The 20,345-nt window shown below is 40.9% G+C and carries 20 protein-coding genes and 7 tRNA genes; 5 read left to right on the top strand and 22 right to left on the bottom strand.

What is annotated here, in order from left to right:
• Window positions 1-3: 3 nt before the first annotated feature.
• Window positions 4-1,113: a DUF6136 family protein gene (locus AN392_RS02825; protein WP_055011759.1), complete on the bottom strand. Its 1,110-nt coding sequence runs from the start codon at window positions 1,111-1,113 to the stop codon at window positions 4-6.
• On the bottom strand, window positions 1,110-1,700 hold the full coding sequence (locus tag AN392_RS02820) for an ATP-binding cassette domain-containing protein (RefSeq protein WP_055011758.1): 591 nt from the start codon (window positions 1,698-1,700) through the stop codon (window positions 1,110-1,112). Before AN392_RS02820 ends, AN392_RS02825 begins: the two co-directional genes overlap by 4 nt.
• A gap of 162 nt (window positions 1,701-1,862) precedes the next feature.
• On the opposite strand from AN392_RS02820, the gene AN392_RS02815 reads away from it, so the two are divergent.
• Window positions 1,863-3,806 carry a S9 family peptidase gene (locus tag AN392_RS02815; protein WP_055011757.1) on the top strand — a complete coding sequence of 648 codons (1,944 nt, stop codon included), beginning with the start codon at window positions 1,863-1,865 and terminating at the stop codon, window positions 3,804-3,806.
• 52 nt (window positions 3,807-3,858) lie between these two features.
• On the opposite strand, the gene AN392_RS02810 is transcribed toward AN392_RS02815, so the two are convergent.
• The 10 genes from AN392_RS02810 to dnaQ form a co-directional block, all read right to left on the bottom strand.
• On the bottom strand, window positions 3,859-4,575 hold the full coding sequence (locus AN392_RS02810) for a helix-turn-helix domain-containing protein (protein ID WP_055011756.1): 717 nt from the start codon (window positions 4,573-4,575) through the stop codon (window positions 3,859-3,861).
• A 234-nt stretch (window positions 4,576-4,809) separates the two neighbouring features.
• Window positions 4,810-4,886: transfer RNA gene (locus AN392_RS02805), tRNA-Asp, on the bottom strand.
• Between the two features lie 53 nt (window positions 4,887-4,939).
• A tRNA-Asp gene (locus tag AN392_RS02800) sits at window positions 4,940-5,016 on the bottom strand.
• Between the two features lie 37 nt (window positions 5,017-5,053).
• A tRNA-Asp gene (locus tag AN392_RS02795) sits at window positions 5,054-5,130 on the bottom strand.
• A 38-nt stretch (window positions 5,131-5,168) separates the two neighbouring features.
• Window positions 5,169-5,245: transfer RNA gene (locus AN392_RS02790), tRNA-Asp, on the bottom strand.
• Between the two features lie 31 nt (window positions 5,246-5,276).
• Window positions 5,277-5,353 (bottom strand) — tRNA-Asp (locus AN392_RS02785).
• A 41-nt stretch (window positions 5,354-5,394) separates the two neighbouring features.
• Window positions 5,395-5,471, bottom strand: a tRNA-Asp gene (locus tag AN392_RS02780).
• Window positions 5,472-5,498: 27 nt separating this feature from the next.
• A tRNA-Asp gene (locus tag AN392_RS02775) sits at window positions 5,499-5,575 on the bottom strand.
• A gap of 98 nt (window positions 5,576-5,673) precedes the next feature.
• Entirely contained in the window at window positions 5,674-7,044 is a 1,371-nt protein-coding gene (locus tag AN392_RS02770; RefSeq protein WP_010391426.1) for a TIGR03503 family protein, read from the bottom strand.
• A 9-nt stretch (window positions 7,045-7,053) separates the two neighbouring features.
• On the bottom strand, window positions 7,054-7,767 hold the full coding sequence (gene dnaQ, locus AN392_RS02765; protein ID WP_010391424.1) for a DNA polymerase III subunit epsilon: 714 nt from the start codon (window positions 7,765-7,767) through the stop codon (window positions 7,054-7,056).
• Between the two features lie 68 nt (window positions 7,768-7,835).
• Between dnaQ and rnhA the strand changes: the two genes are divergently transcribed.
• On the top strand, window positions 7,836-8,300 hold the full coding sequence (gene rnhA, locus AN392_RS02760; protein WP_054202172.1) for a ribonuclease HI: 465 nt from the start codon (window positions 7,836-7,838) through the stop codon (window positions 8,298-8,300).
• A gap of 14 nt (window positions 8,301-8,314) precedes the next feature.
• On the opposite strand, the gene AN392_RS02755 is transcribed toward rnhA, so the two are convergent.
• On the bottom strand, window positions 8,315-9,076 hold the full coding sequence (locus AN392_RS02755; RefSeq protein WP_054202171.1) for a class I SAM-dependent methyltransferase: 762 nt from the start codon (window positions 9,074-9,076) through the stop codon (window positions 8,315-8,317).
• A 53-nt stretch (window positions 9,077-9,129) separates the two neighbouring features.
• Here AN392_RS02755 and gloB point away from each other — a divergent pair, with 53 nt between their 5' ends.
• Both gloB and AN392_RS02745 read left to right on the top strand, forming a co-directional pair.
• Window positions 9,130-9,903: a hydroxyacylglutathione hydrolase gene (gloB, locus tag AN392_RS02750; RefSeq protein ID WP_055011755.1), complete on the top strand. Its 774-nt coding sequence runs from the start codon at window positions 9,130-9,132 to the stop codon at window positions 9,901-9,903.
• A gap of 153 nt (window positions 9,904-10,056) precedes the next feature.
• On the top strand, window positions 10,057-11,634 hold the full coding sequence (locus AN392_RS02745; RefSeq protein WP_054202169.1) for a LysM peptidoglycan-binding domain-containing protein: 1,578 nt from the start codon (window positions 10,057-10,059) through the stop codon (window positions 11,632-11,634).
• A gap of 69 nt (window positions 11,635-11,703) precedes the next feature.
• On the opposite strand, the gene AN392_RS02740 is transcribed toward AN392_RS02745, so the two are convergent.
• Window positions 11,704-13,074: a Gfo/Idh/MocA family protein gene (locus AN392_RS02740; protein WP_055011754.1), complete on the bottom strand. Its 1,371-nt coding sequence runs from the start codon at window positions 13,072-13,074 to the stop codon at window positions 11,704-11,706.
• Between the two features lie 161 nt (window positions 13,075-13,235).
• Here AN392_RS02740 and AN392_RS02735 point away from each other — a divergent pair, with 161 nt between their 5' ends.
• Entirely contained in the window at window positions 13,236-14,846 is a 1,611-nt protein-coding gene (locus AN392_RS02735) for a M28 family metallopeptidase (RefSeq protein ID WP_055011753.1), read from the top strand.
• Between the two features lie 66 nt (window positions 14,847-14,912).
• On the opposite strand, the gene AN392_RS02730 is transcribed toward AN392_RS02735, so the two are convergent.
• From AN392_RS02730 to AN392_RS02700, 8 genes are all read right to left on the bottom strand, one after another.
• On the bottom strand, window positions 14,913-15,128 hold the full coding sequence (locus AN392_RS02730; protein ID WP_010391416.1) for an EF-hand domain-containing protein: 216 nt from the start codon (window positions 15,126-15,128) through the stop codon (window positions 14,913-14,915).
• 69 nt (window positions 15,129-15,197) lie between these two features.
• Window positions 15,198-15,410, bottom strand: a complete 213-nt coding sequence (locus AN392_RS02725; RefSeq protein ID WP_010391414.1) for a calmodulin — start codon at window positions 15,408-15,410, stop codon at window positions 15,198-15,200.
• A gap of 155 nt (window positions 15,411-15,565) precedes the next feature.
• The gene (locus AN392_RS02720; protein ID WP_010391413.1) at window positions 15,566-15,778 is read right to left on the bottom strand and encodes an EF-hand domain-containing protein; all 213 of its coding nucleotides are present in this window, start codon (window positions 15,776-15,778) and stop codon (window positions 15,566-15,568) included.
• Between the two features lie 538 nt (window positions 15,779-16,316).
• Complete coding sequence (locus AN392_RS02715; RefSeq protein WP_010391412.1) at window positions 16,317-16,532, bottom strand: TIGR02450 family Trp-rich protein; 216 nt, start codon at window positions 16,530-16,532, stop codon at window positions 16,317-16,319.
• Window positions 16,533-16,625: 93 nt separating this feature from the next.
• Window positions 16,626-16,814 (bottom strand): hypothetical protein, encoded by a 189-nt coding sequence (locus AN392_RS18810; RefSeq protein ID WP_374237562.1) that lies wholly within the window; start codon window positions 16,812-16,814, stop codon window positions 16,626-16,628.
• Window positions 16,815-16,956: 142 nt separating this feature from the next.
• Window positions 16,957-19,197 carry a heavy metal translocating P-type ATPase gene (locus tag AN392_RS02710; protein ID WP_055011752.1) on the bottom strand — a complete coding sequence of 747 codons (2,241 nt, stop codon included), beginning with the start codon at window positions 19,195-19,197 and terminating at the stop codon, window positions 16,957-16,959.
• Complete coding sequence (locus AN392_RS02705) at window positions 19,194-19,631, bottom strand: MerR family transcriptional regulator (protein WP_055011751.1); 438 nt, start codon at window positions 19,629-19,631, stop codon at window positions 19,194-19,196. Before AN392_RS02705 ends, AN392_RS02710 begins: the two co-directional genes overlap by 4 nt.
• 158 nt (window positions 19,632-19,789) lie before the next feature.
• On the bottom strand, window positions 19,790-20,284 hold the full coding sequence (locus AN392_RS02700) for a DUF2059 domain-containing protein (protein WP_055011750.1): 495 nt from the start codon (window positions 20,282-20,284) through the stop codon (window positions 19,790-19,792).
• Between the last annotated feature and the right edge of the window lie 61 nt (window positions 20,285-20,345).

Here is a 20,345-nt window from a genome sequence, read left to right as displayed (position 1 = left end):
TTACTAATAAAAGCTAAGCAACACACCTGTTATAACCATCCAAACCAGCGCATAATGCGCTGGTTTTTTTTGCGCTAAGGCCTGTTGTAGTAAACACCAAACAACCCCTATTACTAGCAATAAGCAATTTGCTTGCTTAAATAAAACCACAAAACCAACCAGTGCGAGTAATAATACAATTAAGCTAGGAATAAATAAGCTAACAAAGAATGCTGTTTGCTTATTCTGCATGTTAAAAAACACACTGTACTGCTGATATAGGTGACGACAATCAAATTGTAGTGAGCTACTAAATAACACCACAAAGGCAAGTGACAAAATACTGAATATAGCAGCTAAATCAGCGCGCTCTTGTAACAACACCTTGGATGCCATAAATACACATAGTAATAAAGCTCCTCGCCATATCAAAGCCCAGCTATTATGCATAAAAAATAACAGCCAAAAGCCTGTAAGTGAATTCAACTTTAGCTTAGCTGTAGCATTAAAAGGGACCATCAAGGTACTTAGCGCAAATAACAGAACAAAGCCGCTATGATAAAGCAATGGACTGACATCAAGCGGTAACGTTGCCCAAATTGCGGATAACAAAAAACCATAAACCAGCGCTATTGGCTTGTATAAACATAAAATGCCGAGCACAAATTGCAATAGTAAAAACAACCAGAAATGCGGCACTCTAAGCCACTGACTCACACTAAGATCAATCGCGATAATGAGGCTCGCAATCAACCACCCATTGCTTAAAAGTAAAAGCTTTATATCCATAAAACCAAGCCAATATCGCTTCACCAATGTTTGTTGAAAGGCACGTTGAGCGCTGTTTTTTATAGCAGATTTCATTGCGCTCAACATGACACTTTGCAACAGCAAATACAGCCAAGCCATCTGTGCACCATACTGCGGTGCATCGCTGCTATCGATAATTTTTCCCAGCCCTAAAAACAACAGTAAAATCATACCAAGCATGGCAGAGCCAAGTACCACTAGAAATAACAAGCCAAAGTTTTTAAGTTGCAACAATAATTGCGTGAGTTCAGTTTTGTAAGCCTGATAACGATAATCCATAAAAGAGCGATATTGCCCGATTGATTGTTTTAAGTTTGCAATCATAACGGTATACACTCAAAGCCACGCTCAATAAATGGCGCTGGTTCATGGCAGGTGATGACTATTTTCCCATTTGGCTTATCTATTAGATATTCATCAAGCAGTACTAATAAATACTGAATACTGGCTTGATCAAGTGCTGCGCTGGGTTCGTCTAGAAGTAAATAAGGTGCATCACGCATAAGCGCTAAAATTAACTGGCATTTCTTTTGATTACCTGACGACAGCGCATCAAAACGAGTATTTAAAAATTCATTGAAATTAAACCCATCTATTATTGTCGTTGGCCAATCACAATCCAGCGTATTCACGGACAAGTTAATAATTTGCTTTGCCGTAAGAAAGTCAGGTAAAGCAATACAGTCTGAGGCTATAGCAACTTGTTTATGCGGTTCGGTTAATGCTTTTTTAGAAAATAAAATCTGCCCACTTTGGCGCGTTTCGAGCTCAGCCAACATCATCAACAACGTTGTTTTACCTTGGCCATTAGGCGCTTCAATGCATATTTTAGGTGCACAAAACTGCACACTATAGCCACTGTACAATATGTTTTCAGCAAACTGTTTATGTAACCCAATGACTTCTATCATAAATACTCCCTGATTTTGAAAGTGAATTATAACTGGTTTTCTATTTTCGTGGGCTACATGGTTTGTAACACTTTATTGCAGTTCGAATAGGCTAATTACTTGCGTTTAAAAAACGTTCGGTTAACACTAAAAGTCTATGATTATAATCCAAGGAATGTATCTATGAAAAAAGCCCTCAAATTTGCTTGTATTACCTGTGCAGTATCAATTGCATTAACAGGTTGCAGTCAATCTAATAATTCAGCCTCTACCCCTGTGGCAACTGAGCAAAAACAACAAGTAAAAACCTATAACGCTAAAACCTTTTTTGATACAACATCTATCATGGGCAGTAGCTTTTCCCCGACTGGCGATAAAGTTCTAGTTAGTAGCGATGAAAGCGGTATTTACAGCTTATATGAAGTTGACATAAAAACAGGTAGCAAAACGCGCCTAACCAATTTTGAAGACAGCACCTACCCTATTCGCTATTTCCCAAATGATGAGCGTGTACTATTTACCAAGGACTCAGGCGGTAATGAGCGCTACCATGTTTATGTGCGTGAAGTTGATGGTTCAATCAAAGATTTAACTCCAGGGGAAGAAACCCGCGCGAGTTTTGCAGGCTTTACTAAAGATGGCAGTCAGTTTTTTATTACCAGTAATCAACGCGATGCCAAATTTATGGACTTGTATCGTGTAGATAGCAAAACCTATAAAGTCACGCCCGTTTATCAAAACACACAAGGACTAGATGTGGGCGCAATTAGCCCCGATGGACGCTACATTGCACTGTCTAAAAATAATACCAATAAAGACAGCGATACGTTTATTCTTGATACCTATAAGAAAACCCTCAAGCCGCAATTAATTTCAAAACACGATACACCAGCACAATATACGCCTGAGACCTTCTCTGTAGACAGCAAATATTTATACTACTCAACAGACGCTAAAGGAGAGTTTTCAGAGGTGTGGCAATATGAGCTCGCCACAGGCAAGCACAGCCCAGCATTAAAAGATGATTGGGACGTTAGCTTTATTTACTTTTCTAAATCTGGGCGTTACCAAGTAAGCGGTGTAAATGCTGATGCCAGCACAAAGGTCACAGTAAAAGACACGCAAACAGCGGATGAAATTGCCATGCCTAAATTACCTGCGGGAAATCTACGTGGTGTGAATTTCTCAAGCGATGAGAAAACCATGGCGTTTTATTTAAATTCAGATACCTCACCAAGCAACTTATTTGTTTGGCAAGTTGGCAGTAATGAAGCCAAGCAACTTACCAACACATTAAGTGAAGATATAGATCAAAACGACTTAGTAGAGAGCACCATTGTGCGCTTTAAAAGTTTTGATGATTTAGAAATACCGGGCGTATTATACAAACCAAAACAAGCCAGCAGCACCAATAAAGTACCTGCACTTATTTGGGTGCATGGCGGCCCAGGTGGGCAAAGCCGAACTGGTTATAGCGCAATGCAGCAACATTTAGTTAATCATGGCTATGCTATTTTTGCCGTCAATAACCGCGGTAGCTCAGGCTATGGTAAAACATTTTTCCATTTAGACGATAAAAAACATGGCACCGATGATCTACAAGATATTGTCTACGGTAAAAAACACTTACAAAGCCTAGATTGGGTCGATGCAGATAAAATCGGCATCATGGGTGGTAGCTACGGCGGCTTTATGACCGCAGCCGCGCTTGCCTTTGAACCGGAAGAGTTCAAAGTAGGTATCAATATTTTTGGTGTGACTAACTGGGTACGCACACTGAACTCAATTCCACCATGGTGGGAAAGCTTTAAAAAGGCGTTATACGATGAAATGGGCGATCCTGCCACCGATGGTGAACGTCACCGTGCTATTTCACCGCTATTTCATGCCGATAACATCACTAAGCCTTTAATGGTTATTCAAGGTGCTAATGATCCACGCGTATTACAAATTGAAAGCGATGAGTTGGTTGCTGCGGTTAAAGCTAATGGTGTGCCAGTAGAGTATGTATTATTTGATGATGAAGGCCACGGTTTTAGCAAAAAAGAAAACCGTATCAGCGCCTCCAACGCCTACCTAAACTTTTTAGATACTTACTTGAAAGAACGCTTTGGCCCACAAGGGTAATTGTAAGCCAATTTATATTAAAGCCTGCTGCGTTTTCATGTACGCAGGCTTTTTATTGCTTGGTTAATCTAGGTTCCAGTAAAGCGAGCGCCAAACCAAATACAGCAGCAAAAATACCTAAAAACTCAAACCAACTATTGCCTGCATGTGGCATAGTCCGCGAAAGCTCATTTGCAGTATAAACACGTTTACCTCCCTCAACCTCTTCAACAAATGATTCACCGACATACTCATCCATTAACTTAAAACTTGGTACCCTTCTGGCCAGCATTTCCCGATTTTTCTCATCTCTTTTTTCTCGATTCGACTCAATAATATAATTGCTCCAATGAGTAAAAACATTCAGAGGTTCACCTGTTTTGATCACACCTTGTGATTTATATTCGTAAAAGCGCTCATTGAACACATAGTTTTTATGTCCTGTATAAAACAATGCACAACCAATAGATATTAAAAACATTGCGAGATAAATAACCTTACGCTGTGTGGCTGAGCTCTTTACTGCTTTACTTTTATACCACAGCTCTACATCGGGTATTTGCATCAGTCTAACTTTATCGTGACTCGATACTAGTGGCTTCATAAACTCATCAATTGAAAGATCTAATGCTATCAATAAAGCTCTAAATATTTCATTGGAGGGAATTGATTTATCGTTTTCAAGCTTGGATAAATAACTCTGCTCTATACCCGCTTGCTGGGCAAATTCAGGTTGGCTCAATTTTTTATTATTTCTTAGCTGCTTTAATTGCTGACCTAATGTACTCATCTTAATGCTTCCTTTTTTAAAGTGAGATTAGATTCTTGGTAATTCATGCAGAGATAAGAAGCTGAATATTAAAGAATAGCCAAGAATATTAGCAGGTTAGTATAGAAGAGTCGAGCTGATAGCTGATAGCTGATAGCTGATAGCTGATAGCTGATAGCTGATAGCTGATAAAAATTATGTTTGAATTTATTAATAAGGAAATTATTTATTGCTTGTTATTGAGGAAATAACAAGTGGCGGAGTGGACGGGACTCGAACCCGCGACCCCCGGCGTGACAGGCCGGTATTCTAACCAACTGAACTACCACTCCGCAGTGGTATGTGCATGGGGTAATGCACTTACTAATTTTGTTACGATATCAAATGGCGGAGTGGACGGGACTCGAACCCGCGACCCCCGGCGTGACAGGCCGGTATTCTAACCAACTGAACTACCACTCCGCAGAGATATCTTTTTACTTGTCATTACTTAATTTGTTGGCGGAGTGGACGGGACTCGAACCCGCGACCCCCGGCGTGACAGGCCGGTATTCTAACCAACTGAACTACCACTCCAGCATACAAATTTTGTAATATAACAGTGTTTAAATAGTTGGCGGAGTGGACGGGACTCGAACCCGCGACCCCCGGCGTGACAGGCCGGTATTCTAACCAACTGAACTACCACTCCAGCGCGTATTTAAACTGTTATTTTTTCTTATTGGCGGAGTGGACGGGACTCGAACCCGCGACCCCCGGCGTGACAGGCCGGTATTCTAACCAACTGAACTACCACTCCATAATAAGAATATGTTTTACAACCATATGTTGTGTAAGTGTTGGCGGAGTGGACGGGACTCGAACCCGCGACCCCCGGCGTGACAGGCCGGTATTCTAACCAACTGAACTACCACTCCAGCGCATACTTACAAATTGTCGAAAATTGGCGGAGTGGACGGGACTCGAACCCGCGACCCCCGGCGTGACAGGCCGGTATTCTAACCAACTGAACTACCAGTCCGCATTTTCGTTTCTGTCTGAGTCTCCCCTGACAGCGGCGTGAATAATACGAACCAGCCCCTGCTTCGTCAAGGGCTTTTTTGTTTTTTTACAGGTTTTTTAGTCATCTGACATCGAAAGGTTTAAAATTCCACCTGATTTATCATTTTTTGAGCTATTTTCTGGTTCATCTGATTTTTGCTGTTCAGCTTTTTTTGACTCAACAGCTTTCTTTTTATTTAAAAAAGCTAAATTCAATTTAAGTTTTAATGGTTTGTTCTGCACAAAAACACGAATACATAACCAACCTATAAATAAAATGGCCAAATTTCCACCAACAATTAAACTAACCATTAATCCCGTGGACATTACTTTTGGTTTTACAACTGGCACAGGAATAATTTCTGGTTCGCTAACACTGGCAACTGGAATTTCTGGAATCACTTCAATCGGTCTTTCTATTTCAAATAAATAGGTTGGCAATGTAGCCATAAACTCTCGGTCATTGATTGTTGAGCCAAAAACAGAGATTTCAATGTTGTAGCGCCCCCAACCATAATCTTGTAAAGCCAGCTCTCTAGCAGTAGTGCTGTTGCTATCTAAGTAAAATACCTGCTCTTCACCATTGGGATAATAAATTTTACCTTGCATGATCACCGTATCAGGTTTTAAAAGCTCATCATCAATATTGATGGTAATGCGATGATCATCCCCCTCTTCGGTTGCTTCAACGGAGGTAAAGCTGAAAGGCGGCTCATGCACAACAATAGGATCTTGAACCACCCGCCTCTCTAATACATCAGTGGTAATATAAAGCTCAGGGCGCCACTCGCCAGGTGTGAAATTTAAGGTAAACTCACCGGTAAACACACCGTCTTTAGCGCTTTCATCGAACCCGTAGCCATCATCTTTGAATTCAGTTACTTGTTGTATGCCTGCACCAAAGTTTTCAAAGTTTTCATTATTGGTGCTCACAAAGCTTACATTAAGCGATACCGCATCTTTAAATAGGTTGGCGCGAATCGGCTCGCCATCATTTAAAATCTCACCAGTTACCTTTACAGTTTCACCCTGAAACAGAATTTTAGGCAGTGGGTCTACTTTTAGCGATAGCTCACCAATAACAACAATGCGGCTTTCTGGCATTATTTGGCCAATAACTTGCCACGGCCCAGGCATGGGATTGCGAATAACCACTAAGTCATAATTTAATTCGTCGTACCAATCAAGACTAGTGTTTCTCACCGCATTGGTTGCAAAGTATTTAGTACCATCGGGTCTTACTAAAATTACGGCAGGCGATCCAGGGCGTCTAAAAAATATTAATTTTATTTCATCAATTTTGTCATCAACACGAAAACGGTTATCCAGTAACGGGATTTCATTTTGTTTACCGCTGCCTTTTAACTCTTCAACTTGCTTTACGCTGTGTGCATCGGGGTGGAAACACACGGCGATTAAAAGCAGTGAAACTACTAATAGCGTTTTCATAATAATGCCCTATTCAGCGCGCCATAAACAATGGCCGCCCTCCTTTTGTACAATGTCTAAACGCGTTTGATGTGCGCTTTGCTCTGCATCGTTAGCTGCTATAACTACCAAAGGTGCTCTGTCGCTACTTAGGCGTCTAATACCGCCTTTTTGATCTTCACTTGAGTCATCTTTGTTTTGATTTAGGTTTAGCTTTACTTGCCCCCCGGTCATTGCCAGGTAAACATCGGCTAAAATTTCAGAATCCAGTAAGGCGCCGTGTAACGTCCGCTTAGTGTTATCAACATCGTAGCGGCGACAAAGTGCATCTAGGTTGTTCTTTTGCCCTGGATGCAAGTCACGCGCCATTTTAAGGGTATCAAGCACACCACAAAAACTATGGGTGTTTTGATAGCCTTGATTTAATAACGCAAATTCATTATCCATATGGCCAATATCGAACGGCGCATTATGAATAACTAACTCAGCCCCTTTAATATAGTCAAAAAACTCTTGGGCAATATCACGATAAAGCGGTTTATCGCGTAAAAATTCATTAGTAATACCGTGAACATCGATTGCTTCTTCTTCAATGCTGCGCTGCGGATTAATGTAAACGTGAAAATTATTGCCGGTTAACCGGCGATTCATAAGCTCCACACAACCGATCTCAATGATACGGTGCCCTTGTTTAGGGTCGATGCCGGTGGTTTCTGTATCTAAAACTATTTGTCTGCGTGCCATATCGAATTAAGCCTGACTCTGGTATCTTTCTATAATCACTTTATTGTACATAATATCAAGGTAAAACAGTGCAAAAAACCGTAGAGATTTACACCGATGGTTCGTGTTTAGGTAATCCAGGCCCCGGTGGTTATGGTATTTTTATGATTTATGAAGCCCATGAAAAAAAATTAAGCCAAGGTTATAAGCTTACAACCAACAACCGTATGGAAATGCTGGCAGCCATTGTGGCGCTAGAATCTCTTAATCGTGCCTGCCCTGTAACCCTGACTACCGATAGCCAATATGTTAAGCAGGGTATTGAGTCTTGGATCACCAATTGGAAAAAACGCGGTTGGCAAACCTCGGCTAAAAAGCCGGTTAAAAATGTCGATTTATGGAAACGTCTCGACAAAGCCTGTGCCGAGCACGACGTTACCTGGAAATGGGTAAAAGGGCACAGTGGCCACAAATATAACGAAATTGTTGACGACCTTGCTCGTGATGCAGCCAGCGGCAACAACTTACTCGATGATGAAGGTTACCAACCGTAACCCTCTACATCATGCTATTTTTTATTTTGTTGATAATGCTGCTTTGAGGTTTGCCTAAGCCCTACCCCTTTTATTGGCGCAAATTGTGGACGAGCATGCCACTTAGGTTTGATTGGTGTAAGTGGCGCAACTCGTTTTCGTGCCACCAGCATATACACACTGCCCATAGGTTTTAAATACTGTTTGGTAAAGCTGCGCCAAAATGCAAACCGCGATAAGCGATTACCGCGCGCCAACGACGAATAAATAAAACGCTCATCGGCCACAATTTCAAATCCAAGTAAATTTAGCCAGTCTTTTACCCGTGCAGGAGTAAAAAAGCGCCCTGTCCACGGTAATTTTTGACGGCTAAACGGCAGTAACTGCGCTAACCCACAAAAGCTAAACGGATTAAAACCCGTAATGGCGATATAACCGCCTGGAATAAGAGTTCGATGAGCCTCACGTAAAATATGATGTGGATCTGAGTGATACTCTAAACAATGGCTCATAATGCAAGCATCTATACTATGCTCGTAAAAAGGCAGTTCATCTATATCGGCAACCACCCCCGTGTATGGGCCAAGCTCTGCAACACATACTTGATGTTTAATGGAGCTTTTACTGGTGTCTAATTCACCGCTTAAATTACCTAATTTAAGCATATGATAGCCAAACATTCGCGGTAACCAAGGCGACAATTTGCGTTCTATATCACAACGTAAATAATCACCATGCGGAAACTGCTGCCATGACAACGGTTTAGGACCTTCTTGAAAACTAAGGGCTGGTTTCATTATATAAGCTCGTTATAATATTAATTAAATACCACTTTATAGAGCAACGATACATGGTGCAAGTCAAAGCAATTAAAGCCTTTTCTGATAACTACATTTGGTGCTTAACCACCGAGCAGAATAACCAAGCGTGGGTGGTTGATCCTGGGCAATCAGCGCCAGTTTTAGAGCATTTAGCACAACATAACTTAACCCTTGGCGGTATTTTAATTACCCATCATCATTATGATCATACCGATGGCGTAGCTCAATTAGTAAAGCAGTACCCTAACATCACAGTTTACGGCCCAAGTAATAGCCCATTTGAGGGAATAACAACGCCTTTAAATGAAGGTGATACAATTAGCGTTTTAAACATTCCATTTGACATTATAGCGACTCCTGGGCACACCCTAGACCATATTTGTTATATTAATGATGCACTGGCCTTTACTGGCGACACCCTATTTAGCGGCGGTTGTGGGCGCTTATTTGAAGGCAGCCCAGAGCAAATGTGGCATTCATTTAATAAGTTGCGAGTACTGCCAAGTGATTGCAAAGTATATTGCACCCACGAATACACCCAAGCAAACTTGGCCTTTGCAAAAGCGGTTGAGCCACGAAACCCCGAATTACTCGCTTACAGCCAGCAAGTAGATGAATTGCGAAAAAATGATGAAATAAGCTTGCCAAGCACCATAGGTCAAGAGCTTAAAGTTAACCCTTTCATGCGTAGCAACTTACCCAATATTACAGAGTCATTACCAAAAGAGTATTGTTTAGTTACAAAAAACAATGAACCTTGGGAAAACTTTGCTAGTCTGAGAAAGTTCAAAGATCATTTTTAAGCTAGCAACAATAATAATAAAACGATTAGTTAATAAACAATAAGTTAACATTTTCTAATCATATTTGTTTGGAACTTTTAACGGTCATAAGTGGCAATGTTGACTCATTATGGGTAGTATTCGCCGAGTTTTTTACCCTATGTATTGGTATTTATGAATAAATCTCCTCTTTTATTGGTCTTAGCGATGACGCTAGGCGGTTGTCAAACACTGACAACGTTAAACACAGATTCACAAAATCAAGCTCAAAACCAGCTTGAAGGCGCCAGCCCAAATGATATTAGCACTGCATTAATGATGAATGCGCAATATCAACAAGTAAACGATATTGAAGAAGAAGCCCCTGTGTTTGACGATGTTTGGGAGCGTATTCGTTACCAATTATCTATTGATATTCCACAAAATCGCCCAGTGGTCGCTGAGCGTAATTATTATGCACGTCATCAGGCATACCTAGATCGCATTTCTAAACGTGCTGAGCCGTATTTGCATTTTATTGTTGAAGAAATTGAAAAGCGTGAAATGCCCATCGAAATTGCACTTTTACCCATTGTAGAAAGTGCATTCGACCCTTATGGCTACTCTCACCGTACTGCATCGGGTATTTGGCAATTTATGCCTGCAACTGGCGAGCGTTTCGATTTAAAACAAAACTGGTGGTATGACGGTCGTCGCGATATTGTGCAGTCTACACGCGCTGCACTTGATTATCTCTCGTACTTACACAAAACCCTTGAAGGTGATTGGCTGAACGCAATTGCCGCCTATAACTCAGGTGAAGGCCGCTTGCTGCGTGCGATTAAAAAGAATCGTAAAAAGCATTTACCTACCGACTTCTGGTCACTAGATTTACCTCGTGAAACCACCGCCTACGTGCCTAAATTATTAGCTTTAGCTGATTTACTAAAACGTGCAGATGAGTTTAAAGTGTCGTGGAAGCCAATAATTAACGCACAAGTAGTCGAAGTGGTTAATATTGAGTCACAAATAGATTTAGCACTGGCTGCGGATATGGCCGATATGACCCTTACCGAACTATATCGATTAAATCCAGGATTTAACCGCTGGGCAACCGATCCTGATGGCCCACACTTTTTATTACTTCCTACCGATAAAGTAGAACAATTCACTGAAAAGCTTACCGCTACAGCGATTAAAAACCGTCTTCGTTGGCAGCAATATAAGGTCAAACGTGGCGATAGCTTGTCGGTGATTGCAGATAAATTTACCACTAGTATCAGCGCGATTAAGTCATTAAATAAGCTTAACTCAAACGTAATTCGTGTGGGTCAACAAATTTTAGTACCACTCACTGATGGTAAAATTAACAGTGAACATTTGCCTCAGCAAGTACGTGCGGCCGCTAATAAAAGTTTACGCACTAAACTTTCTCATACGGTAAAAAGTGGCGATACCCTATGGGATATTAGCCGCGAATACGATGTAACTATGAGTGAATTAGCTAAGTGGAATAAGCTGAAAAAAAATGCAGTACTGCGTTTAAATCAAAAATTGGTAGTTTATAAGTCAGCTAGCCAGCCTAAAGAGTCGACGAGTAATACTAATCGTACTATTACCTACAAAGTGCGCCGAGGCGATTCTTTAGCGCGTATAGCGTCTAAGTTTAATTTAACAGTGAGCGATATTATTAAATGGAATAACCTTGCCGGACAAAAATACTTACAGCCAGGACAAAAGCTTAAATTAAAAGTAGATGTAAGAAGTAGCTGATCCCTATTGTAATAAACTGTTAAATAAAAAAAGAGCGCATGCGCTCTTTTTTTATGCCTGCTATAAACCTTAGCCTACAATGCCTAAAGGCTGTGCTGTTTGCCATGCACCGCGAGTAAAATCGGGAATATCGATTGAGCGGCTACGCTCACTCACAGACTGGGCTGATAACGGTGAAATAACCGACCACGCTGCGCCATCGTAAACGTCCTGATCCAGCGGTTCGCCATTTCTTAGGCAATAAATCATCCGCCAAAACATTAAAAAGTCCATGCCTCCGTGGCCGCCATTGCGCTGTGCTTCTTCACCCATTTTAATCCATAGGGGATGGTCGTACTGCTCATACCATGCGCTCATATCATAATCCCATTCATGAAAACTTTTAGAACCACCATTTTCAAGTGCAATACGATTAGGGAAACCGGCAAACACACCATTCGTGCCTTGGATTAAGTTATGTCGAGAGTATGGCCGAGGGGTTGTTGTATCGTGCTGTACCATAATACTGCGCCCCTTGAGAGTTTTAATCAGTGTCGTGTTCATATCACCGGCAATATAATTAAGCTGATTACGGGAATGATCCGCTGCAAATTCACGTTGTGCATACGCGCTTCTACCCAGCGAAGGAGAGCTCATTGAGGTTAAAAAATCAAACCTATCGCCACGATTTATATTCATATATTGCGATACAGGGCCTAATCCATGGGTCGGGTATAAATTACCATCACGTTTTGCATGCCATTGCGTTCGCCATGAGCCTGTTTTGTGCTCAAGCTCTTTCATTTGCCAACGCAGCTCATGAATATAGGCCGCTTCGCCATGTAACAGCTCCCCAAATACACCTTGGCGCACCATGTTTAATACCATTAACTCGTCGCGACCGTAATTCACATTTTCCATCATCATGCAATTTTTTTGAGTACGTTCGGCGGTATCTACAATCTGCCACATTTCGTCAACAGTCAGTGCCAGGGGCACTTCAACAAAAGCATGTTTTGCGCTGTTCATAGTATCGATAGCCATAGGTGCATGCCATGCCCAAGGAGTAGAAATAATGACTATATCTATGTCTTGTCGTTCAAGCATTTGTTGATAGGCGTGCTCACTGCCAGTATATAACGCCGGCTTAGCTACCCCTTTATCAACTAAATAATTGGCAGCTCGCTCTAGCACCTCAGTGTGCGTGTCACAAATAGCAACTATTTGCGCACCTTCAATATGGCTCATGCGCTTTACATGTCCATAACCGCGCTGACCCACACCAATAAAGCCCACTCTAACCACATCCATTTTGGGCGCGACTAAACCAATAACGCTGCGCCCTTGCTGTTTTGGTGCGCTTGCATTAGCACTTCCACTTGATGCACAACCACTCACTACACCTGCAGCTGCGGCAACACTGGCTGCTTTTAAAAAGTCTCGACGATTAAATTGCTTCATTGCTTTATCCCTTTTGTTATTGTTTTAACTTACCTAAAGGCGATGAACGGGTAAATAGGTGAAGAGGTAAGCGACATAAAAATAAGGTTAAAAGAGATAAAAATTCGCATTTACCGGTTACTTGGGGTTATAGTCGAAAAAAATTATTATTTTAAGTAGTTATGTCTTATATAAAAATCACTGCACTTTTTTTAGCTATTGCACTAACGGGTTGCTCTGAGCCTACAACGCCAGCTTCATCTCTTGAAAACACCCCTGGTGTTAGTTTAAATAATCTTAAACAGCATATTAAAACCTTAGCGTCAGATGACTTTGAAGGACGCGGCCCGCTTACCTTAGGTGAAGTTAAAACCGTTGGCTATTTAAGTGAGCAATACCAAGCAATGGGGTTGTCTGGCGCGTATCAAGGGAAGTATTTACAGCCAGTTAAAATGGCCATGCTAACTGCAGATCAAAACATGCAATTAACTATGGGGAAGCTTAGCTTTATTGCAGGTAAAGACTTCACCGCCCGTACAAAGCAGTTACAGCCGATTATTGATGTCCGCAATAGCGATATTGTATTTGTTGGTTATGGGATTAACGCGCCAGAATATAACTGGAACGACTATGCCAATGTTGATGTAACCGATAAAACCGTTATTGTGCTGGTGAACGATCCGGGCTTTGCCACCCAAGACGATACACTATTTACAGGCAATGCCATGACCTACTATGGCCGCTGGACTTATAAATATGAAGAAGCCACGCGCCGAGGTGCAAAAGCGGTATTTATTGTTCATGAAACAGCTCCAGCCGCATACCCTTGGGGCGTGGTTGAAAGCTCAAACACGGGCACCAAGTATAGCTTAATGGACAACAACCTTAATGCATCTGAACTGCCGGTTATGGGCTGGTTAACACTTAATGCGGCTGAACAAGTATTCGCATCGGCAAACTTAAGTTATCAACAATTAAAGCAACACGCATTAAGTCAGCAATTTCAAGCCAAAGAATTGAACTTAAAGGCGAACCTTGCATTTAAAAATGAAGTGTCACACGCTAAATCACATAATGTGATTGCACAAATTACAGGCAGTGAAACCCCTGACGAATACGTTATTATTAGTGCCCATTGGGACCATTTTGGTACTAAACAAACCGACAGTGGACCTAAAATTTATAATGGCGCAGTCGATAATGCTTCAGGCACCGCAGCAACACTTGAAATAGCTCGCATCATGAGCAAAATGCATCAGCAAAAGCCGTTTAAGCGCTCAATCCTGTTTGCTAACTTTACTGCCGAAGAAACAGGTCTAATTGGCTCAGAAGAATTTGCCAATGGGAACATGATTGCCACCAAAAAAATGGTCGGATTATTAAATATCGATGGTATGAACGTGCTCGATAAAACCGATTATATTTTGCAATACGGTAACAACCTATCAGAAATGGAGAGCTACTTAGCAAGCGCGGCTAAAGCACAAGGACGCGTGGTAAAAATGGATCCTCGCCCACAAAATGGATTGTTTTTTAGATCAGATCATTTCTCACTCGCTAAACAAGGCGTGCCAAGTTTACTGTTTATGAGCTTAGGTGATACCGACCCTGACTACATCAGTCATAAATACCATAAAGAAGCCGACGACTATTCAGATACATGGTCATTAGCTGGTGCAAAACAAGATATCGAGCTGGTTATAGATATAGCCAGTCAACTTGCCAATAATGGCGACTGGCCTAAGTGGACAAGCGAGTCTGATTTTAAAGCCAAACGTTTAGAAGATAAGTAAATAAAAAAGCAGCCGAGAAATTATTCGGCTGCTTTTATCTGTATCGTTAAAGATTGTGCATGTTTGTTACTGAACTTTAGCAAATTCTTGCTTAGATAATTCACCATTCCCGTCAGTATCTAAGTCATCAAATAATTTAGCTAATTGTGAATTAGCTTGTGCTTCAGACTGGCTAATAACGCCGTCGCCATCAGAATCAAAAGAATCAAAGTCAACCGCAGCAAAAGCGGCAGAAGACGAAGCAAGTGCAATTAAAGCAAGCGTTTTAGTAAATGTTTTCATAATAAATCCTTAGCTTAATAAAAAAGTGGGTAAGAAATCCTTTTCAAAGATCCTTAGGGAATTATAAAGTTAGTATGCTGAAAATTCGTCTTTAGAAAGTTCACCATTGCCATCTACGTCCAGCTCTGCAAACTGCTCCATAAGTTCGGCCGCAACCGATGCTTCAGCTTGGCTAATTGCGCCACTACCATCTACATCAAGAGTTTCAAAGTCTGTGCTGGCAAATACTGCAGATGAAGAAGCAAGTGCCATAAGTACAAGAGTTGACTGTAATTTTTTCATAATATTAATCCTTCAAAGTATGCAATGTTTGGGTATAAATTAATTAACTCAACGCTACAACCGTACATCCTAGTTATTCTCTTTCATAGGCTCCCTTGCCTATTTAGGTTGTCTTTGGCAACTCAGAATATGTAATAGCGTTGAGCATTGGCCTTTTAAGCCTTAGAAAATTCTGCTTTAGAAAGCTCGCCGTTTTTATCCGTATCAAGCTCTGTAAACTTACTCATAAGTGAAGCGTCTACTGATGCTTCAGCTTGGCTTATTGCGCCATTACCATCCACATCCAGTGTGTCAAAATCTGTTGCAGCAAACGCCACAGATGAAGAAGCAAGTGCCATTAATACCAGTGTTGATTTAAATGTTGTCATAACGTAATTCCTTCATTGGGTTGTAAGGTTAAGCGTTAAGCTTAATCACTTTTTGCTAAATACAGCTTAGGTATTACAACTTCGATGCCATGTTTAATTTTTTATTTATAAACAATAAGTTAAAAATAAAAATGTGATTTTTACTTAAAAATGCCCAACATTTTGTTGCTCTTTTGCAACAGCTACTTTTAACTAAAAAAATACCCATTAAAATTCAACAACTTAAATCATCTAAAAAAGACACACCTATCTTCAATTCAAAATAAAACAATAAAACTGAGTCGCTATAGAGATAAATCGCCACTGAACAAATTAACAACGCGAAATTAAACAGGTTAAATTAAATAGATAACAAATTGAAAATAAACAACTTAAATTGATTTGTAGAAAAATATAAATTAATTTTTTTAACCGGGAGAGAAAAAGCAAGGATTTGTCGCCGTATGGCGAATAAATATTTAAAGTAAGGAATGAATCTCGTGCGGGATACTAATTTGATATCACTCATACCCACTTATTTGGGCATGAGTACAAGCGGTCACTTCCAGCCTTGGCGCCACCTTTGTTCGTCTTTTAAGTCGCGCCACTGAATAGGATATTGATTTTTTGACATCACCGCTTCAGTGATACATTCAATCACATTAGCGTCTTCATCAAATTCTACCTCAACAATAATAAAGTGCTTTTCTTTATTAATAGCTGGGATGGCAGTCCATTTACTATTTAGCAGTTTTTTAGGGTTTAATTTATTCATACTACACCTTTTATGTTTTCTGCTTGAGAATACGCATCAGGGATACGTTTAGTTTTATTAAAAAACCAAAAACTTCCCTTTAAACATTTGTATTTAGCAATGAAAAGCATATTCTCCAACATCAAGCGAAAGTAATTCAATAGCCGCATTTTCACCTATACTTGGCGTTTCACGAGTTTGAGCGGGGAAAATCACTGTTTTAGCGCAAGGAGAACCGTCTTGTCGATTCAGGGTCAGAGGCCTGTTCGCTGCCACCTTAAAATACGCTGGATAATAATACACCCCGTTACACACAGTAATGACTATTTGATTGCTATCACTGTTTACTTCGGCTCATACAACCAAAACCAATAAATAATAGCGACAATAAGTAAAACGCCTAATAAATTAATTAATAACATAATTAAATCCCCTATAAATAAAGTTACGAGTTACTGGCTTTAAAATAACGTAACCGGTTTGCATTAGTGACTACAGTAAGTGATGATAAAGCCATTGCCGCGCCAGCTACGACTGGGTTTAGTAGTAAACCAAAAAACGGATACAACAGCCCTGCAGCAATCGGAATACCCGCAATGTTATAAATAAACGCCCCAAACAAATTTTGTTTAATATTAGTTATGGTTGCGCCACTAATTGCAATGGCATCTGCAAGACCATGAAGTGAGCCTCGCATCAGCGTTATATCCGCACTTTCAATAGCTACATCTGTGCCAGTGCCAATGGCAAATCCAACATCGGCTTGTGCCAATGCTGGCGCATCATTTATACCATCACCAGTCATGCCTACAACTTCACCTTGAGATTGACGCTTAGTCACTTCACTGGCTTTATCATCTGGCATTACTTGCGCTATAAAGTCTGTAATACCGACTTTGCTGGCAACGGCTTTAGCGGTCGCTTGGTTATCGCCTGTCAGCATAACCACCTGCATACCTTTATTTTGTAAGCGTTTAATGGCCTCAGCTGAGTCTTCTTTTATTGGGTCAGCAACTGCGATTATGGCATGTAATTGATTGTCAATAGCAAAGTACATCGGCGTTTTAGCAGCGCTAGCAAGCTGCTCGGCTTGAGGTATTGCCTCTGCAATATCTATATTGTAGCTTTTCATCAGTGCCTGATTGCCAAACAATAGGCTTTGCTCATTAATGGTACCGATCACACCTTGTCCAGTGATAGCATTAAAATTACTGACTTTTTCAAGGGTGATATTTTGGTTTTTAGCATAATTAACAATGGCTTCGGCTAATGGATGCTCAGAACTACTTTCAAGACTAGCTGCTAACTTTAGCACCTCGGTACTGTCGCTTTGGTTGAACGTAACCACATCGGTCACGGTTGGCTTACCAGCGGTTATAGTGCCTGTTTTATCTAAGATCATGGTGGTGATTTTAGCTGTTGTTTGTAGCGCTTCACCGTTACGAATAAGTATACCCGACTGAGCAGCTTTACCTATGCCGACCATAATTGACATCGGTGTAGCTAAACCAAGTGCACACGGGCAAGCAATAATTAAAACTGTAGTTATTGCAACAACCGCATAAGCAATACTCGGCTGTGGGCCAAAGTTAAGCCATGCTAAGCCTGCTAGTACCGCAATAATCATCACTGTGGGTACAAATATGCCTGAAATAACATCAGCTAAGCGTCCAATTAAGGGTTTAGAGTTTTGTGCACGTTTAACCATATTAATAATATTCGCTAAGGTGGTTTCGCTGCCTATATGGGTTGCTTTAAACAACAAAGTACCACTTTTATTAATACTGCCAGCAACAACCTTGTCACCCTCACCTTTATTAACCGGCATCGGTTCACCAGTGAGCATTGATTCATCTAGTGTACTGCTGCCTTCAATAACATCTCCATCGACTGAAATTTTCTCTCCAGGGCGGACACGAATCAAGTCACCTTTAATAACTTGGCTTATAGCTACATCTTGCTCTTGGTTATCTCGGATCACCCGTGCCGTTTTAGGCTGTAAACCAATTAAGCGTTTAATAGCCTCAGAGGTACGCCCTCGCGCCTTTACTTCAAAGGCTAAGCCAAGACTTATTAAGCCTATGATCATTGCTGAGGCTTCAAAATAAACGTGCCTAGCCAACTCTGGTAATAGACTTGGCATGCTCACCACCACCATTGAATATAGCCAGGCTGTTCCCGTACCAAGCGCAATCAAGGTATCCATATTCGCTGTATGATTTTTAAATGACTGCCATGCGCCAGTATAAAATTGCTTACCCGACACAATCATTACGACCAACGTCATCATTCCAACAATAAACCAGCCAATACGCTGGGCATTGCTAGTGACACTCATATCAAAGATTAATCCATAAAGCATTAATGGCGCCCCCAAACCCAATGCCAATAGCATATTGCGCATAAGTTTTTTGTAGTGCGTGTTATCAGCTTCGGCTTTTTCATCTAGGGCGTCTTGTTGAGAATCACTGTTCATAGGTTTAGCTTGATAGCCAATATCAGCGACAGCGTGCATTAGCTCCCCAGCCTTAGCCGAACCTTCTACTTGCACAGTTCGATCGGCAAAGTTCATTTCAACGCGCTGCGCACCCTTTACATTTTTCAGTGCTTTCTCTATTTTAGCCACGCAACTGCCACAATTTGCGCCTTCAATCATAAAGTTTTGCGTGGTGGGTTGATTACTCATAACGCTTCCTTAGTATTTTTAACTTCAGAAATTGGATCAACAAAGGTCTCTATTAAGCTACATATATCTGCACTTACAGCCCCATCAGGCGATTTATCCCACTGTTTAACCGCTGCTTGCATTCGCGTGCGTAATTTAAGTGTTTCTTGAAAGTGCTGCTCTGTTTCCACTAGTCGCTTTGCTATTAATTGTCGTGTGAGCGGACAAGGGCACTGCCCTTGCTCCGACTGTGCAATAATTTGTTGAATATCTTTTATTGAGAAACCGAGTTGACGCGCACTAATGATAAACTTTAAACGTTGCTGATCGGCTGCGGTATATTCTTGATAACCATTGCGCTCACCACGAATAGGATTAAGCAGCTTTATTCGCGTGTAATGACGAACTGTGTCTTGGGTCACGCCCATAGTATTGGCTAATTGCTTTACGTACATCATTAAACCTCTGGCTGGCTATGTAATGACAACATAATAAACCTATGTGTAACACATAGGTCAACAATTAATTAAGCATATGGCTGGGAGTGTGGAAGAAAGTTAAGATAAGAGCAGCCACCATAAGTGACTGCTAAATTTGAGAGTTACTGTAGTCCTTAGTTTGCTTTGCTTCGAGATTGCTTAAGTGCTTCACCAAGCTCACCCGCAATTGCTTGAATTTCAGGCATAGCGTCTTGTACTAAGGCTTGTGACATTTGCATTGATTCTTGCATTACTTGTGGCATTTTCTTCAAAATAGCCTGCCCTGACTCTGTCTTATAAAAAGCTAACATGTCGCTAATTTCTTGTTCAGTAAATTGTTTATCGTAGAGGTTAATCATCATCGGCTGCATTTTTTGCCAGCTCATTTTTGTTTTTAATACCTCGGTCATATCAGCATAATATTTGTCGAAAATTGCTTTCTCATCTGGCTTTACGCCCATTTGCACTGACATATTTTGCATCATGCCCTCAACTTGCGCATACATAGAGTCAACCATGGCATCCATGTTCATCACCTCTACCAGCTCATCAATTTTTTGCTGTTTGGCAGTTTGCGCTGCAAGGTTAGTTGAAAAAATTAAAAGTGAAAGCAGTATTACCTTACCCATATTAATATCCTTTTTGTATTTGAATTAGCGTCATAATCACATGTTCAACAAGTGTTGTAAA

The sequence above is a fragment of the Pseudoalteromonas sp. P1-16-1b genome, from assembly GCF_001401785.1.
Classification (GTDB): domain Bacteria; phylum Pseudomonadota; class Gammaproteobacteria; order Enterobacterales; family Alteromonadaceae; genus Pseudoalteromonas; species Pseudoalteromonas undina.
Note: the sequence above shows the minus strand (reverse complement) of the source record. Positions and strands in the feature narration are given on the sequence as shown.

Bases quoted from the DNA above. Each gene is read 5' to 3' on its own strand.
- AN392_RS02720 (WP_010391413.1), bottom strand. From the start codon at position 15,778: ATGACAACATTTAAATCAACACTGGTATTAATGGCACTTGCTTCTTCA.
- dnaQ (WP_010391424.1), bottom strand. From the start codon at position 7,767: ATGGCACGCAGACAAATAGTTTTAGATACAGAAACCACCGGCATCGAC.
- AN392_RS02815 (WP_055011757.1), top strand. From the start codon at position 1,863: ATGAAAAAAGCCCTCAAATTTGCTTGTATTACCTGTGCAGTATCAATT.
- AN392_RS02770 (WP_010391426.1), bottom strand. From the start codon at position 7,044: ATGAAAACGCTATTAGTAGTTTCACTGCTTTTAATCGCCGTGTGTTTC.
- AN392_RS02755 (WP_054202171.1), bottom strand. From the start codon at position 9,076: ATGAAACCAGCCCTTAGTTTTCAAGAAGGTCCTAAACCGTTGTCATGG.
- AN392_RS02715 (WP_010391412.1), bottom strand. From the start codon at position 16,532: ATGAATAAATTAAACCCTAAAAAACTGCTAAATAGTAAATGGACTGCC.
- AN392_RS02725 (WP_010391414.1), bottom strand. From the start codon at position 15,410: ATGAAAAAATTACAGTCAACTCTTGTACTTATGGCACTTGCTTCTTCA.
- AN392_RS02710 (WP_055011752.1), bottom strand. From the start codon at position 19,197: ATGAGTAATCAACCCACCACGCAAAACTTTATGATTGAAGGCGCAAAT.
- AN392_RS02810 (WP_055011756.1), bottom strand. From the start codon at position 4,575: ATGAGTACATTAGGTCAGCAATTAAAGCAGCTAAGAAATAATAAAAAA.
- AN392_RS02745 (WP_054202169.1), top strand. From the start codon at position 10,057: ATGAATAAATCTCCTCTTTTATTGGTCTTAGCGATGACGCTAGGCGGT.
- AN392_RS02820 (WP_055011758.1), bottom strand. From the start codon at position 1,700: ATGATAGAAGTCATTGGGTTACATAAACAGTTTGCTGAAAACATATTG.
- AN392_RS02730 (WP_010391416.1), bottom strand. From the start codon at position 15,128: ATGAAAACATTTACTAAAACGCTTGCTTTAATTGCACTTGCTTCGTCT.
- AN392_RS02700 (WP_055011750.1), bottom strand. From the start codon at position 20,284: ATGGGTAAGGTAATACTGCTTTCACTTTTAATTTTTTCAACTAACCTT.
- AN392_RS02705 (WP_055011751.1), bottom strand. From the start codon at position 19,631: ATGTACGTAAAGCAATTAGCCAATACTATGGGCGTGACCCAAGACACA.
- AN392_RS02735 (WP_055011753.1), top strand. From the start codon at position 13,236: ATGTCTTATATAAAAATCACTGCACTTTTTTTAGCTATTGCACTAACG.
- AN392_RS02740 (WP_055011754.1), bottom strand. From the start codon at position 13,074: ATGAAGCAATTTAATCGTCGAGACTTTTTAAAAGCAGCCAGTGTTGCC.
- gloB (WP_055011755.1), top strand. From the start codon at position 9,130: ATGGTGCAAGTCAAAGCAATTAAAGCCTTTTCTGATAACTACATTTGG.
- AN392_RS02825 (WP_055011759.1), bottom strand. From the start codon at position 1,113: ATGATTGCAAACTTAAAACAATCAATCGGGCAATATCGCTCTTTTATG.